Source organism: Vibrio lentus, assembly GCF_030409755.1.
GTDB lineage: Bacteria > Pseudomonadota > Gammaproteobacteria > Enterobacterales > Vibrionaceae > Vibrio > Vibrio lentus.
Genome location: NZ_JAUFQE010000002.1, coordinates 2269348 through 2283780, shown reverse-complemented (window position 1 = coordinate 2283780; position 14433 = coordinate 2269348). Strand labels below are relative to the sequence as shown.

Genomic DNA, 14433 nt, shown 5'->3' with positions numbered 1-14433 from the left:
ATGACCTAGATCAAATTATGTAGAATGCGTCACATCAAAACGGTGACGGAAACGTTTGCTTTCGGTCGTTGTGTGGTTTTTTTGAAACTTTCAGTACAATCTGAGTCAGGAGATACAGATGCTTAAGCGTGACATGAACATTGCTGATTACGATGCGGATCTATTCGCAGCTATCCAAGAAGAAACTCTTCGTCAGGAAGAGCACATCGAACTTATCGCTTCAGAAAACTACACAAGCCCACGTGTAATGGAAGCTCAAGGTTCTCAACTTACAAACAAATACGCTGAAGGCTACCCAGGTAAGCGTTACTACGGTGGTTGTGAGTTCGTAGATAAAGTTGAAACACTAGCAATCGAACGTGCATGTGAACTATTTGGCGCGCAATACGCGAACGTACAGCCTCACTCAGGTTCTCAAGCGAACAACGCTGTATACATGGCACTACTAAACGCTGGCGATACAGTTCTTGGTATGAGCCTAGCGCACGGTGGTCACCTAACTCACGGTTCTCCAGTAAACTTCTCTGGTAAGCTTTACAACATCATTCCTTACGGTATCGATGAAGCGGGTCAAATCGATTACGAAGAGATGGAAGCGCTAGCTATCGAGCACAAGCCTAAGATGATCATCGGCGGTTTCTCAGCTTACTCTCAAGTTTGTGATTGGAAGCGCATGCGTGAAATCGCTGACAAAGTAGGCGCTTACTTCTTCGTAGATATGGCGCACGTTGCTGGTCTTATCGCTGCAGGTGTTTACCCTAACCCAGTTCCACACGCTCACGTTGTTACAACAACAACGCACAAAACGCTTGCTGGTCCTCGTGGTGGTCTTATCCTTTCTAACGAAGGTGAAGATCTTTACAAGAAGCTGAACTCAGCAGTATTCCCAGGCGGTCAAGGTGGCCCTCTAATGCACGTTATCGCCGGTAAAGCTGTAGCGTTCAAAGAAGCTCTTGAGCCAGAATTCAAAGAATACCAAGCTCGCGTAGTGGCTAACGCAAAAGCAATGGTTGCTGAATTCCTAGCACGCGGTTACAACATCGTTTCAGGTTCTACAGAGAACCACCTGTTCCTAGTTGACCTAATCGACAAAGACATCACAGGTAAAGAAGCAGATGCAGCACTAGGTTCAGCTAACATTACAGTTAACAAGAACTCAGTACCAAACGACCCGCGTAGCCCGTTCGTTACGTCTGGTATCCGTATCGGTTCTCCTTCTATTACTCGTCGTGGTTTCTCAGAAGCAGACGCGAAAGCTCTTGCTGGCTGGATGTGTGACATCCTTGATAACATGGGCGATGAGTCTGTTATCGAAGCGACAAAAGCAAAAGTATTAGAAATTTGTAAGCGTCTACCTGTTTACGCTTAATTTTTCTTCGTAGTAATTTGAACTTCGTTGTCGAGCATGCTCACTTACATCCGTAAGCTCCGCGTGCTCTCCTAGAATTTCAAACGACTACTGTGAAAATACTTTTAAAGGGGCTCATTGAGTCCCTTTTTGTTTTAGGGAAAGGTGCTGAAAACTCCGCGCCTTTTCCTTGAACTAAAGCTATTTGATTGAAAAATACGATTTGAAAGGCTCCTATCTAGGAGCCTTTTTTACGTTTGAAAGTTAGCTATCTGAGTAATTAAAGAGCGGGTAATAAAAAGGGCTAATGCTTTCACATTAACCCTTTGTTGTTTGTTGGCATCGGTTTTATTTTTTGATGCTGAGCAAGGTGCCTGACTTACATTTGAATGAGTAGTACTTACGGCTTTCATTGAACTTGCCTAGGCCTTCGCCATCACAGTAATCGATGTTGATATCACGCATCACTTCTAGCGTATCTTCGCTACTTAAAGCGAATTTAGAGCCGTCAGAGCAGACGATGCGTACTCTTTCATCATGACTTACTGAGTAGATATCGACTTCGGTATTACACAGCTCAAAAGAGGCTTCACGAAAGTTGTCTTGCTGAGTATTTGAAGCGCAACCAGCGGTGAGTGTGGCTGCAATAACGGCTAAAAGTCCAAGTCTTTTCATTGTTAATCCTTCGCTATCATCAAGTTGAATGATGAGGTTTATATGCTGTTTGAGGTAGCCTATACAACAATACGCTTTGATTCAAGGAGCGTTGGTTGACTCTAAGATATAAAAGTATAGGTGCAGACAGATAATTTATAACTGGCTTACTGCATGTTTAGTTACTACGTATCATCAACAAAAAAAGACCAACGCAGAGGTTGGTCTTTTATTAGGAAGCTTGTTTTCAATTATTATCGAAACTGTTTGGCTTCTGGAAGATACTCAAAACCAGCAGACGCGAGTTTAGCGATCAATGCGGCTTTATCGATTTCGTAGAAGTTGACCACTCGATCCAAATCACCACCGAAGTCGTCACGCAGTTTCATGTTGACGATGCTCATCAACATCACAGGATCCATCTTTTCAAAGTTAGCGAGGTTCATGTTAGTCCTCGAAATCTGAGATCAATAGGTTAGCTGCGGCAAATGCAGCGCGATCTCTTGCTTCTTTAGGAAGGGATTCATCCGCAGCAAGGTCATTCAATGTTTTTACAGCGCAAGTGATCGCTTTAGGGATATAGCCTTGGTCGCCACTGCCAATTTGAGAATACAGTTCACGCACCAAATCACAACAATCGTATACTTTCATTTTTATACCTAACCAAATGATAACTGGTCTCAATATACACATAGAGATAAGCAAAAACAAAGTGGATCTGATTAAGTTCAGAGTTAGTTTGTCCTTGCTCAATATCTCATTTTGTTGAGGCTCAATATATCACTCTGTCAGTTTGTAGATTAGCCTGATATTGACCGCTTAATTAGAGATCTGCTGTTCAAGCTGATAAGTCACTTCATCAGCAAGGTTAAGCTGCTTTGCTAACTCTTTGAGGTAAGCCTTTTCCATAAAGTTCTGCTCGTCGGCCACAATCAAAGAGGCTAAGTAGATCTCACTCGCTTGTTGAGGTGACGTTGCTAATTGAGCTATTTCGCTTGGATCGAGTGGCTTGTGCAATTCTTCCGACACCAATTTAGTCAGCTGATAATCTGCGCCCATGTTCTCGACGGCTTGTTCAATCTTAGCCATCTCTTCTTCATCAACATGCCCGTCGGCTTTGGACGCAGCAATCATCGATCTTAGAATCAGTACGCTATGGTTTGAATCGCTCTCATCAAATTGAGCTTGTTCGGTATTCGGTGTTTGGCCTTGTTTCGATTGGTAATCGTTGTAGACCTTATAAGCCAGAGCACCCAGTGCCGCTGCGCCACCAATCCCAGCTGCTTTCTTACCCATCTTCTTAGTCTTCTTAGATCCCATTAACGCACCTAAGAGTCCGCCGCCAACTGCGCCTGCGCCGAAGGCTCCAAGTGTGCTTTTACTGCTACTCTTGCCATTGCTGTTACTGCCTTTAGAGAGGCTACTTAAACTCGAAGATCCTTGGGAAAGCTTCTGAGTGCCTTGTTTAACGAGATCTGACTTAAGTGCTTGGTTAAGTAAGCTTTTGATATCCATCGATACCTCCAATGTAGATGTGCCTAAGAGTAGTTGAAACCAATATACGGATATAAAGATGAACAGGGGATTAACTTACGTTATTTACTCTGGTGATAAATAGAAGGGAGTTTGAAGAGAAACGACAGACACAAAAAAGGCCACCTAATGGTAGCCTTTCAATGTTTATCTATCAGCTTGCAAGCACAAGCAATCGGATTACTAAGCCAGCTGAGCTTTAAGGTGCTCGATAACCGTGTCCATTGCGATAGCTTCTTTATCACCTGTACGACGGTTTTTGTATTCGAAGTTACCTTCGTCCATGCTGCGATCACCGATAACGATAGTGTGAGGGATACCCACTAGCTCGATATCTTTAAACATAACACCTGGGCGTTCTTTACGGTCATCGAATAGTACTTCGATACCCATAGCCGTTAATTCAGCGTATAGCTTCTCAGCTGCTTCTTTAACGCGCTCAGATTTGTGCATGTTCATTGGTACGATAGCAACTTGGAACGGCGCTAGTGCGTCTGGCCAAGTGATACCGAACTTATCGTGGTTTTGTTCGATAGCTGATGCAACAACACGTGAAACACCGATACCGTAACAACCCATTTCTAGGATTACGCTCTTACCATCAGGACCAAGCACGTTACAGTTCATTGCTTTAGAGTAAGTATTACCTAGCTGGAAGATGTGACCAACTTCGATACCGCGCTTAAGTTGGATAGTACCTTGACCACATGGGCTAAGGTCACCTTCAACAACGTTACGTAGGTCTTCAACTTGAGCAAGCTCAACGTCACGACCCCAGTTAATACCGAAGTAGTGCTTACCGTCTACGTTTGCGCCAGCGCCGAAGTCGCTCATTACAGCAACAGAGCGGTCAACGATGAATGGTAGCTCTAGGCCAACAGGGCCAAGTGAACCAGGACCTGCACCAACAAGTGCACGGATTTCTTCTTCAGAGGCCATCTCTAGTGGAGAAGCAATCTGTGGAAGGTTTTCTGCTTTCACTTCGTTAAGCTCGTGGTCGCCACGGACGATTAGAGCAATGATATCTGCTTCTACTTCATCAGATGCTTTAACGAATAGAGTCTTAACTGTCTTCTCGATTGCTAGACCGTGTTGCTCTACAAGTTCTGCGATAGTTTTTGCGTTTGGCGTATCAACCAGTTCCATCTCTTGAGTTGGCGCTGCAACTTCTTCAGTAGGAGCTAGTGCTTCTGCTTTCTCGATGTTCGCTGCGTAATCAGATTCTGAAGAGAATGCGATTAGGTCTTCGCCGCTTTCAGCAAGAACGTGGAACTCTTGAGAGCCGCTGCCACCGATTGCGCCAGAGTCTGCCAATACTGGACGGTACTCAAGACCCATGCGGTCGAATGCTTTACAGTAAGCATCGTGCATCGCTTGGTAAGACTTTTCTAAGCCTTCTTTATCGATATCAAAGCTGTACGCATCCATCATAGAGAATTCACGTGCACGCATTACGCCAAAACGAGGGCGGCGTTCATCACGGAATTTAGTCTGGATTTGGTACAGATTTAGAGGAAGCTGTTTGTAAGAGCTGATCTCGTTACGTACTAGGCTCGTTACCACTTCTTCTGCTGTTGGGCTAAGAACAAACGGACGAGAATGACGGTCTGTGAAACGAAGTAGCTCAGGACCCATCTTTTCAGAACGGCCAGTCTCTTCCCAAAGCTCAAACGGTTGAACTACGGGCATCAAGATTTCAACGGCACCTGCATTATCGATCTCTTGGCGAACGATATTTTCGACTTTACGCAGTACACGTAGACCAGTAGGTAGCCAAGTATATAAACCTGAAGCTAGCTTACGGATCATACCTGCACGTAGCATCAGCTGGTGGCTGATAACTTCTGCGTCGTTTGGAGTCTCTTTCAGAGTAGAAAGAAGGTAGTTACTGGTACGCATTCTATGGTATCCGTTTCATCATTGATAAAAGAAAATTTGCTGTAGTTAGTGACGACAGCAAATCTGATATAGCCGCATATAATATCAGCCTATTTGGGATCTCAAAAGCGTTCAATGTCGGTAACATTGATGAAAAGCGTTTCAACAACGAATTTCACGTTAAGATCGAACAAATTTACCGCATATTCTTTACTGTCTGGCTTGCCTTTCTTATAGGCGGGTCGTGGATCTTGGCCTAACACTTCTTTGATCACCTGAATGATATGGCGCGCCTGCGGGTGACCAGACAGCTTACTTTGAGCTTGCTGCGAGAAGTTTACATCTAACACTTCAGGTTCATCGGCAGCAAACCCTCCTCGTGCATCGGGAATCGAATCCGAGTAGGGGATATAAGGTTTGATGTCGATGATAGGTGTGCCGTCAACGAGATCAACACTGCCCAAGTCCAACCAAGTTTGTCCCTTTTCTTGGGATACCCCTTTGAGTTCAACCGCAGACATGCCAATTCCATTCGGCCTAAAAGTGGCACGCGATGCGAATACACCAATGCGTTCATTCCCGCCAAGGCGAGGTGGTCTCACTGTTGGTTTCCAGCCTGCCTCAAGGTTCTTATCGAACAAAAACAACAACCACACATGGCTAAATTGTTCAATATCACGAACAGACTCAACACAATTCGCTGCGTCAGCCAGCCTGACTCTTGAGGTGGATGTTGGCACCAATCTAGGCTGCCTTGGTACCGCGAACTTCTCTTTATAGGGAGACTCTATAAAGCCAATAGGTTCAATGGAGTACATGAGTGGACGTTCTCTAATTACGATCTATGGCGGAAAAATATCATAAAATCGCTTGTTTTTCTTTTGATAATAATTATCATTTGATATGTTATAACGTATCAGTTTAATTATTTAGGGAAATACAATGAAACCGAATATCCACCCTGACTACCGCACAGTGGTGTTCCACGACACCAGCGTTGATGAGTACTTCTTAATCGGCTCTACGCTGAAAACAGACCGCACTATCGAATGGGAAGATGGCAATACTTACCCTTATTTCACGATTGAAGTGTCTGCAAAATCGCATCCTTTCTATACGGGTAAACAGAGAGTGCTACATAAAGAAGGGCGTGTTGCCAACTTTACTCGTCGCTTTGGTCAATTAGGTAAGGGAGCTAAATAATGAAAGTTGTTAAATCACTTAAAAGTGCGAAAAGCCGTCACCCAGATTGCCAGATCGTTAAGCGCAGAGGGCGTCATTATGTGATCTGCAAATCCAATCCAAGATTTAAAGCGGTTCAAAAATAACCGTCAATATGATGTGACGCGTGTGTAAAAACGAGGGGAAAGTCAAACTTCATTCATTTGCCTGTTTTTCTTTTCCTTCGAGCGGAACCTTGGCCAATATCGAACTGCACTTTAGAGTATGGTGTGTTTTATTTTAATGTAAATCAATGAGTTATATAGGCAGTCATATTTGTAGTGAATGCTTGGTTGTGAATTATAAATCTAGATTTTGTATTTAATATAGATTTATTTGCTAATTAATTGTTCAAATAGAGTTAAAAATCGTCGTTTGTTACACATTTTGTAACATTTTGAATTTCTAATTGATAATTTTGTCGCGTACTCTGCGCTGGCAATTTGAACATTTTTGTCACAATTGCACAGGAATCACTACAAGGAGGGAACTGATGAGTTCATCAGCTTCAATAAAAAACAACTCGCCAAAGAAACCTATTTTTACCCGCTTTCTCGATGGCGTTGAATATTTGGGGAACCTTTTACCCCACCCAATCACTCTTTTCGCAATCTTCTGTGTCGCAATCCTAGTTTCTTCAGGAATTGCTGGTTACTTCGAAGTATCTGTAATGGATCCTCGCCCAGAAGGTGCTAGCGGTCGTGCTGCTGATGGCATGATCCACGTTGTAAGCTTACTTAATGCTGAAGGCTTACAGCTCATCGTAACTAATCTAGTTAAGAACTTTGTTGGCTTTGCGCCACTTGGTACCGTGCTTGTTGCAATGCTAGGTGTTGCGATTGCTGAACACTCAGGTCTATTATCTGCGGCAATGCGCGGCATGGTAATGGGCGCATCTCAGCGCATGGTTACTGTAACCGTGGTATTTGCCGGTATTATCTCTAACACGGCTTCAGAGCTAGGTTACGTAGTACTTATCCCTCTTGCAGCAATGCTTTTCCACTCATTGGGTCGTCACCCATTAGCAGGTCTAGCGGCAGCATTTGCTGGTGTATCTGGTGGTTATTCTGCAAACCTACTTATCGGTACGGTTGATCCACTGCTTTCTGGTATCACAGAAACAGCAGCACAAATGCTTGATCCATCTTACTCTGTTGGCCCTGAATCAAACTGGTACTTCATGTTTGTTTCGACCTTCTTTATCTCGATTGCCGGTGCATTGGTAACAGAGAAGATTGTTGAACCTAAGTTAGGTAAATACAACGATGAAGACGCATCTGAAGATCTTTCAAATGACTCGATGGGTAAACTTACTGCTATTGAGAAGAAAGGCCTTAAGCTAGCGGGTGTTGCTGTATTAATCGTGAGTGCACTTTTAGCTTGGACTGTGGTTCCTGCTGACGGTGTTCTGCGTTCAGAGGCAGGTACGATTTCAGGTTCTCCATTCCTGAAAAGTATCGTCGCGTTTATCTTTGTATTCTTTGCGATTCCTGGTTTTGTTTACGGCAAAGTTACTGGTTCAATGAAGAATGACCGTGATGTGATTAATGCAATGGCAACGTCTATGTCTTCAATGGGCATGTACATTGTTCTTGTATTCTTTGCTGCACAGTTTGTTGCTTTCTTTAAGTGGACTAACTTTGGTCAAGTGGTCGCTGTAGGCGGCGCAACATTCCTTCAGGATATCGGCCTAACGGGTCCAATGTTGTTCTTCGCATTTATCCTAATGTGTGGCTTCATTAACCTGATGATCGGTTCAGCTTCTGCACAGTGGGCAGTAACCGCGCCAATCTTCGTTCCAATGCTAATGCTAGTAGGCTACGCACCTGAAACGATTCAAGCGGCTTACCGTATCGGTGATTCAACAACCAACATCATTACACCAATGATGAGCTACTTCGGTCTTATTCTTGCCGTAGCAACTCGCTACATGAAGAACCTAGGTATCGGTACACTGATCGCGACAATGTTGCCTTACTCAATGGTATTCATGTTCGGTTGGAGCATCTTGTTCTACCTATGGGTATTCGTATTCGGTCTACCAGTAGGTCCAGGCGCTGCAACGTACTACACGCCTTAGTGAACAGTGATAGGCGAACATTTCAATTCGCTTATTAACTGAATAAAAGACGAGATACCAAAGAGCCTGCATCAATGCAGGCTCTTTTTGTTTGAGTCAATAAACTTACAATCCCGCAAACCTATAGGTAACGCCTAGTTCGAATGACCAGCCCACGTCTCGTTGTATCAACGCGCTGTCGCTGTCATGATGAATTAGGTCTGCTCGAGCGATACCAATCCAAGTTGACGTGAACTCATAAAGCCCGATTAACCCTGCTTGATAGACAAAGGTTGAGCCCGCATCAAACTGGTTTAGTCCCGAAGCTGATGACTCGGTGTTAGAAATACCATACAGGTGATTGGACAGTTTCTTGTCTCGATAATCGACTTCTAGGTAGGGCGTAATGGTGAATGGCTGCGTCCAGGTTTCTAACGTTCTGCCTAAGTGAAGCTGAACTTCGTAGCCATCATGTTCTGAAGTTACATCGTGTAAGTAGGTGAGGCGTGCGCCTACTGTTCCTAAGGTTATCCCCAGTTCTCCATTCCCATCTCTGTCTTGAATGCCGTTAGGTAGGTCAACGAAGGTGTCTGACACTTCAGCAAAGCGCCAATTTCCAGATAGCCCTACGTAAGGCAGCAGTTGCCAATTGGCTAAGCTACCATCGATAAAGCCTTTTGGACCTGAATAGAATAGGTTGGGTGTCGCGCCAAATTGAGGGGCACTTTTAGTCGAGAAAACACTTTCACCATAGGTGATGCTGCCTCCGATGATTCCGTACTCTTGATCAGCAAAGTGTTCATCGGCAAAGTCTTCATCAGCAAAAGAAAGTTGGGTGCTGCCAAAAACAATGGATAGCGAGAGGGCGATTCGACGAATCATAAGCAATACTCCGTTATTGTAATAAATATCAAGAACGGAGTATGTCGATTAAAATTTCATCTGGGCTATAGCGATGTAAGAGACGACGTCTAAAGCTGTCGCCATTAGAAAGCTGTGGTTAGCGCTTTGCTAATAGGCGATCGAGGTGGTTTGCGAACTCACGACGGTCGGTTTGAGAAAGGGTGCTTGGTCCGCCAGTTTGAATACCACTTGAACGCATAGTATCCATAAAGTCACGAATGTTGAGACGCGCTTTAATAGTCTCTTTGGTGTAAAGCTCGCCGCGAGAGCTTAAAGCAAGCGCACCTTTGGTGATCACTTCGTCAGCCAGAGGAATGTCAGAGGTAATCACCAGATCGCCGGGTTCAGTGCGTTTTACGATTTCATCATCTGCAATATCAAATCCGCTTGGGACTTGAATTGAGTGAATGTTGTTACGCTTGGGAACGGGAACCAAATGGTTCGCGACAAAGGTACATTCGACCCCTGTGCGTTCAGCTGCGCGTACGATTGTTTCTCGGATAACCTTGGGACAAGCGTCCGCATCAACCCATATCTTCATAGTGTTCTATTTCTCTGTTAGCTTATTTATCGGTCAACTCATTGCTCAGTTGCCTTATTGACCAGTTAACTTATTGATCAGTTAACTTGGCTTCTAGCGTGGCAACGCGAGCGGTAAGCTCAAGGATTTGCTTTTCCAGTTGGCTAACACGATCAAGTGCTGGCTCTTCTTGTGTCGCGACTTCCACTTTAGGTACGCGATTCGCACTTTTCCAGCTCTTGATGGTTGTAATCAAAGCTGGCATTGGAACGGATGTACTCATACGAGCTTTCACTAAAGCAACAGTTGGCTCTTTCCCTTGTGCTTGCAGTCCTTCAAGCACTGATTTCAACTCTTCAGACACATCTTTTGTCAGCATGTTGACCTCCATTTTTAGTATTCGGTCATTTTACTCGCTCCAGTGAATGATAGCGAATCATAAAACAGCCCATCGCGTGTGAGAGATCTCTTACAAAGGCTGTGAGATAACACAAATAGTTCTCTAGAGAGATTGATATGCATATGGCTAAGTTTTTGAATTTTAATTGTTTTATATAATTAACAACTTTATTGAATTCAAAATGTGATGCGAATCTATTGTCCGAAATCTTAAATCGCGTAAATTAAACCTTGTCGGAAGGATTCTGACACGGAACAGGAAAGCACCAAGGATTTGGTTATCTTCAGGATGAAGATTTGGTTACTTAGGATTGAGTAGTCAAGCATGGAGCGTAAGGACATTGTAGGGATACAGTCAGTTAACAGGAAGTTAGCTGCAACGGAATGACAATGGACACCTTTAGGATTTAAAGGGTTGGATTAGCATCAGGACGATGTAAAGGACACCGCTCACGGAACAAGTGATGTGCGCTAACTAGGATTGTTAGCTTTCAGGATGATTGGACACCGCTAGGACGGCGAAGTAAAGGAAAGAGCTGAAGGATTACAGCCACTATTATGGATGATGCATGGAGCATTAATTAGTAGCCGGACTGCTGCGAGTAAGACCCTAGCCCTGACACTTCGGTGTCGGGGCTTTTCTTTTCCTAAGGCTTTTTCTCTATCTAGGGGCTCTATTTAATTCAGGAGCTTTTATCTAAGCGCGCGACATCTGCTTTTCTGCTAATGGTCAACACAAGGAGTGTTTTATGACGATAGCAACCTCAAGAACGCTGTTGGTACCTTATACCGAACAGTTAGAACATGACTTTATCAAGTTGAATTGCTGCCCCATTAATCGTGCTGAAATGAATGGGCCGCATTCTATTGCCTCTGCAAAACACCTATTTCAAGAAATACTGAACGACAACGTCGGTTTTTGCCGAGCCATTATCCATAACCAAACCCGCGAATACCTCGGGCATTTGTTTGTTTCGTCTGAAGAAGGGAAGCATGAACTGGGATTTATTCTGGACAAGGAATTTTGGAATCAAGGCCTTGCTAGTGAAGTGCTAAAACCTTTCTTTAGTTTGGTTTGTTTTGAAGAACACCTAACGAATGTTGTCGCGACCGTTAATGTTGGTCATAACCCATCGATTAAGTTACTTGAAAAGTTAGGCTTTGCATTTAAAGAGACCAAACAAGATCAGTTTGGCCCTTATCATGAGTATAGTTATACCGCGTATTGCGACGTTACATTCTATGAGGCTGTAGCTCAAACCGCATAGAGCGAAAACCCACCATGGTCAGTTTTCCTTGGTACAGGTCATCACCTAACGCCGAAAATTCAAAATGGTACACAGTATGCCAGCGCCAAATGGTCGTGAGCTCATGGCGCATCTTAAGTTTATGACCGTTGAAGGCGACACTTAATAATTGTAGGTCGAGCTCTTTACACTTTCTCGCAATGGCAGCTTTCGCAAGCTCGGATTGCCTGCGCTGCTGCCAAAATAGAAAGCAAAAGAAGCACAGAAGCAAAATAGCCAATAAGTTATCTATCATTTAATCCATACTTCCTTTTAATCACTCTATTCCAATCGTAATTTTGAGCTTGTGTTAACGAGCTACAGATCTAGCTCGCTTTTGAGTTAGTCGTCAGTCAATTATTGAGACTTAGCCGCTTGTTGTAACTCAATCAATGCGTTTGCGAGCTCAGGTGATGGGTTCGAATTCAACAAGGGTAAAAATACCATTCTTAGTGTCGGAATCATCACTAAATCTGCAAATAACTGATTGAACAGGTTTTGATTACCCGTTTGTGCGAGACGTAACAAGAATTGCTCAGCAATCGCAGGGTCTTGTAGCGCATGCCAGCTGCGACCTGCTAAACCAATCAACACTTCTTGGTGGCTCAAGCGTGGACTAGCGAGAACTTGGTTAATGATGTTATTCGCGATCCCTTGTTCTGCACCGGAAAGGGCACGAACCAAAGCTGAAAGTAAGAACAAGTCAGGCTCTTTGCTTGCGATCTCATTCTCCGCAAGCTCTTGTAAGCGTTGCGCGAGTTTGTCATTGATTTGTGTATGCTCAAGCGCACCTAGCGTCGCGTATAGCGGTTCTGATGGCAGCTTATTGATGGCTTTGCGAATTGACACACCGTTTTGTTGGCTGCCTAGGCGAGCACACATATCAGTGATGCCTTGTAGTCCAACCGTTTTCCAGTTATCCCAACCAAGCTCACCCGTGAAGTAATGTTGAGCGTGCTCGTAATATTGGCTCGTCGCGAGGTCTAAACCTGCTCTTACTTGGCTATGGAATACGGCCATTTTGTCTTCAGAAGGCTTGAAGGTATAAGGGTTGTTTGACAGCTTTTGTTGTTGCTCTTCGCTGATATCACCGTTCAAACGCGTGCCCATTGCTTCGATAACAAACTTAAGAAAATTACCCACATCCCCTTGATGCAGTAAGCCTCTTTCATCGAGTTTGAATTTTAGGAACCAGATCCAAGGTTGCTTGTGTTCGTTCCAGTAGCTAATCGCTAAGTGAGCTTGTTTTTGAAGTGGAAACGGGTATGGCTGTTTCCCCTGCTCAACATCAGAGAATAGGGTGTTGTCGATCTTCTGGATACGGCGACCGAGGTCGTAGATATCGTATTGGCAACCGCTATTCTTTAGCAACTGAGTGAGCGTGTGAATCGTTTCCATAGTAATAAAGCTCCTAACTTTCTTTCCTAAATAGATGGTACTCTATGCCCCAATTTCAAGGTCACTAGATAAATAACTTGGTGAAAAATGACAGCAGCCACAAAGTTACCTCTTTTACTTCAACAATTAGAACAACAAATGCGCCAATGTTCTCTATGGAGTACTCTTCCGCCTTCGGATGAAGCTCTGGCGAGCGTTGAACCTTTCGCTATTGATTCACTACAACCTGAAGAGTGGTTGCAGTGGATCTTCATCGTTAAGATCAATGCAATGATGGATGCACAAATGAGCCTACCTAAAGGCTTTGCTATTCATCCTTATTTTGGTGAAGTGTGGAAAAATGAGGCAGAGAAAGCGGAATTGCTAGTGACGATTCTGAGCATTGATGAGGTATGCGCGTAATGTTAGAGATCATTTATCAAGATGAGTATTTTGTCGCGGTGAATAAGCCTGCGGGTATGCTAGTGCATCGCTCATGGTTGGATAAACACGAGACTCAGTTTGTGATGCAGACACTGCGTGACCAAATTGGTCAGCACGTCTTTCCTCTGCATCGTTTAGACCGACCTACATCTGGTGTGTTGGTGTTTGCACTGTCAAGTGAGGTTGCCTCTGAGGTGATGCCGATGTTCGCCAACCACGAGATGCAAAAAACCTATCATGCGATTGTGCGTGGGTGGATAGAAGAGGGCGATACGCTCGATTATGCGCTTAAGGTTGAACTGGATAAAATAGCCGATAAGTTCGCGAAAGAAGATAAAGAACCACAAGAAGCCGTCACCGTTTACGAGCCGTTAGCGAAAGTCGAAGTGCCGTATTCAACAGGCCGTTTTCCTACCAGTCGTTATTGCTTAATTGAGATGATGCCAAAGACAGGACGTAAACATCAACTGCGTCGTCATATGGCTCACCTAAGACACCCGATTGTAGGCGATACTTCACATGGTGATGGTAAACATAACCGATTGTTCCGTGACGATTTAGACTCGCACCGCCTGTTACTGCATGCTTCTGAATTGCGCTTCATCCATCCTTTCACTAAAAAAGAGTTAGTGATGAAGGCCAACCTAGATGAAACGTGGTTAAAGTTATTTGAAACCTTTGAGTGGGATACCAGCTTGGTGAATGCTGAAGCATGTTTGTCTAAGTAAACGCACACGTGTCTAGTCAACGTAGACAATAGAAAATAAAGGGCTGATAGTGATATCAGCCCTTTTTAATATCTGTGCAATTT

Annotated in this window: 18 protein-coding genes; 7 read left to right on the top strand and 11 right to left on the bottom strand. The window is 44.0% G+C overall.

All coding sequences use genetic code 11. The features are described 5' to 3' along the window. Positions 1-118 precede the first annotated feature (118 nt). Positions 119-1369, top strand: coding sequence for a serine hydroxymethyltransferase (glyA, locus tag QWZ07_RS18560; RefSeq protein ID WP_017106297.1), 1251 nt, complete (start codon positions 119-121; stop codon positions 1367-1369). 327 nt (positions 1370-1696) lie between these two features. Here glyA and QWZ07_RS18555 read toward each other — a convergent pair whose 3' ends face one another. From QWZ07_RS18555 to tsaA, 6 genes are all read right to left on the bottom strand, one after another. Then, positions 1697-2023 (bottom strand): hypothetical protein, encoded by a 327-nt coding sequence (locus QWZ07_RS18555; protein ID WP_017107167.1) that lies wholly within the window; start codon positions 2021-2023, stop codon positions 1697-1699. A gap of 233 nt (positions 2024-2256) precedes the next feature. Next, the gene (locus tag QWZ07_RS18550; protein ID WP_004738555.1) at positions 2257-2448 is read right to left on the bottom strand and encodes a DUF4250 domain-containing protein; all 192 of its coding nucleotides are present in this window, start codon (positions 2446-2448) and stop codon (positions 2257-2259) included. A gap of 1 nt (position 2449) precedes the next feature. Beyond that, complete coding sequence (locus tag QWZ07_RS18545) at positions 2450-2653, bottom strand: YaeP family protein (RefSeq protein WP_009847436.1); 204 nt, start codon at positions 2651-2653, stop codon at positions 2450-2452. Between the two features lie 168 nt (positions 2654-2821). Further along, a complete protein-coding gene (locus QWZ07_RS18540) occupies positions 2822-3517 on the bottom strand; it encodes a tellurite resistance TerB family protein (protein ID WP_192852241.1) in 696 nt (231 codons plus the stop codon). Between the two features lie 201 nt (positions 3518-3718). After that, the gene (locus QWZ07_RS18535; protein WP_076668285.1) at positions 3719-5434 is read right to left on the bottom strand and encodes a proline--tRNA ligase; all 1716 of its coding nucleotides are present in this window, start codon (positions 5432-5434) and stop codon (positions 3719-3721) included. A gap of 101 nt (positions 5435-5535) precedes the next feature. Beyond that, on the bottom strand, positions 5536-6231 hold the full coding sequence (tsaA, locus tag QWZ07_RS18530) for a tRNA (N6-threonylcarbamoyladenosine(37)-N6)-methyltransferase TrmO (RefSeq protein ID WP_192852240.1): 696 nt from the start codon (positions 6229-6231) through the stop codon (positions 5536-5538). Positions 6232-6355: 124 nt separating this feature from the next. On the opposite strand from tsaA, the gene QWZ07_RS18525 reads away from it, so the two are divergent. From QWZ07_RS18525 to QWZ07_RS18515, 3 genes are all read left to right on the top strand, one after another. After that, on the top strand, positions 6356-6616 hold the full coding sequence (locus QWZ07_RS18525; protein WP_054541634.1) for a type B 50S ribosomal protein L31: 261 nt from the start codon (positions 6356-6358) through the stop codon (positions 6614-6616). Continuing rightward, the gene (gene ykgO, locus QWZ07_RS18520; protein WP_010436457.1) at positions 6616-6741 is read left to right on the top strand and encodes a type B 50S ribosomal protein L36; all 126 of its coding nucleotides are present in this window, start codon (positions 6616-6618) and stop codon (positions 6739-6741) included. The genes QWZ07_RS18525 and ykgO overlap by 1 nt, the downstream gene beginning before the upstream one ends. A 386-nt stretch (positions 6742-7127) precedes the next feature. Continuing rightward, on the top strand, positions 7128-8714 hold the full coding sequence (locus tag QWZ07_RS18515; protein WP_029225911.1) for an AbgT family transporter: 1587 nt from the start codon (positions 7128-7130) through the stop codon (positions 8712-8714). Between the two features lie 105 nt (positions 8715-8819). On the opposite strand, the gene QWZ07_RS18510 is transcribed toward QWZ07_RS18515, so the two are convergent. From QWZ07_RS18510 to QWZ07_RS18500, 3 genes are all read right to left on the bottom strand, one after another. Continuing rightward, positions 8820-9575, bottom strand: a complete 756-nt coding sequence (locus tag QWZ07_RS18510) for a MipA/OmpV family protein (RefSeq protein ID WP_192852239.1) — start codon at positions 9573-9575, stop codon at positions 8820-8822. A 118-nt stretch (positions 9576-9693) separates the two neighbouring features. Further along, positions 9694-10137, bottom strand: coding sequence for a YaiI/YqxD family protein (locus tag QWZ07_RS18505; RefSeq protein WP_004734361.1), 444 nt, complete (start codon positions 10135-10137; stop codon positions 9694-9696). 70 nt (positions 10138-10207) lie between these two features. Further along, positions 10208-10495 carry a hypothetical protein gene (locus tag QWZ07_RS18500; RefSeq protein WP_017107174.1) on the bottom strand — a complete coding sequence of 96 codons (288 nt, stop codon included), beginning with the start codon at positions 10493-10495 and terminating at the stop codon, positions 10208-10210. 769 nt (positions 10496-11264) lie between these two features. On the opposite strand from QWZ07_RS18500, the gene QWZ07_RS18495 reads away from it, so the two are divergent. Beyond that, positions 11265-11783 (top strand): GNAT family N-acetyltransferase, encoded by a 519-nt coding sequence (locus tag QWZ07_RS18495; RefSeq protein ID WP_017060749.1) that lies wholly within the window; start codon positions 11265-11267, stop codon positions 11781-11783. Here QWZ07_RS18495 and QWZ07_RS18490 read toward each other — a convergent pair. Next, entirely contained in the window at positions 11749-12057 is a 309-nt protein-coding gene (locus QWZ07_RS18490; RefSeq protein WP_017069389.1) for a DUF3301 domain-containing protein, read from the bottom strand. The two genes, QWZ07_RS18495 and QWZ07_RS18490, sit on opposite strands and share 35 nt — an antisense overlap. A gap of 101 nt (positions 12058-12158) precedes the next feature. Then, positions 12159-13199, bottom strand: a complete 1041-nt coding sequence (locus tag QWZ07_RS18485) for a DUF3549 family protein (RefSeq protein WP_017079398.1) — start codon at positions 13197-13199, stop codon at positions 12159-12161. 87 nt (positions 13200-13286) lie between these two features. Between QWZ07_RS18485 and QWZ07_RS18480 the strand changes: the two genes are divergently transcribed. After that, on the top strand, positions 13287-13601 hold the full coding sequence (locus tag QWZ07_RS18480; protein WP_102297062.1) for a YqcC family protein: 315 nt from the start codon (positions 13287-13289) through the stop codon (positions 13599-13601). Then, positions 13601-14350 (top strand): tRNA pseudouridine(65) synthase TruC, encoded by a 750-nt coding sequence (gene truC, locus QWZ07_RS18475; RefSeq protein ID WP_192852238.1) that lies wholly within the window; start codon positions 13601-13603, stop codon positions 14348-14350. The genes QWZ07_RS18480 and truC overlap by 1 nt, the downstream gene beginning before the upstream one ends. Positions 14351-14433 lie beyond the last annotated feature (83 nt).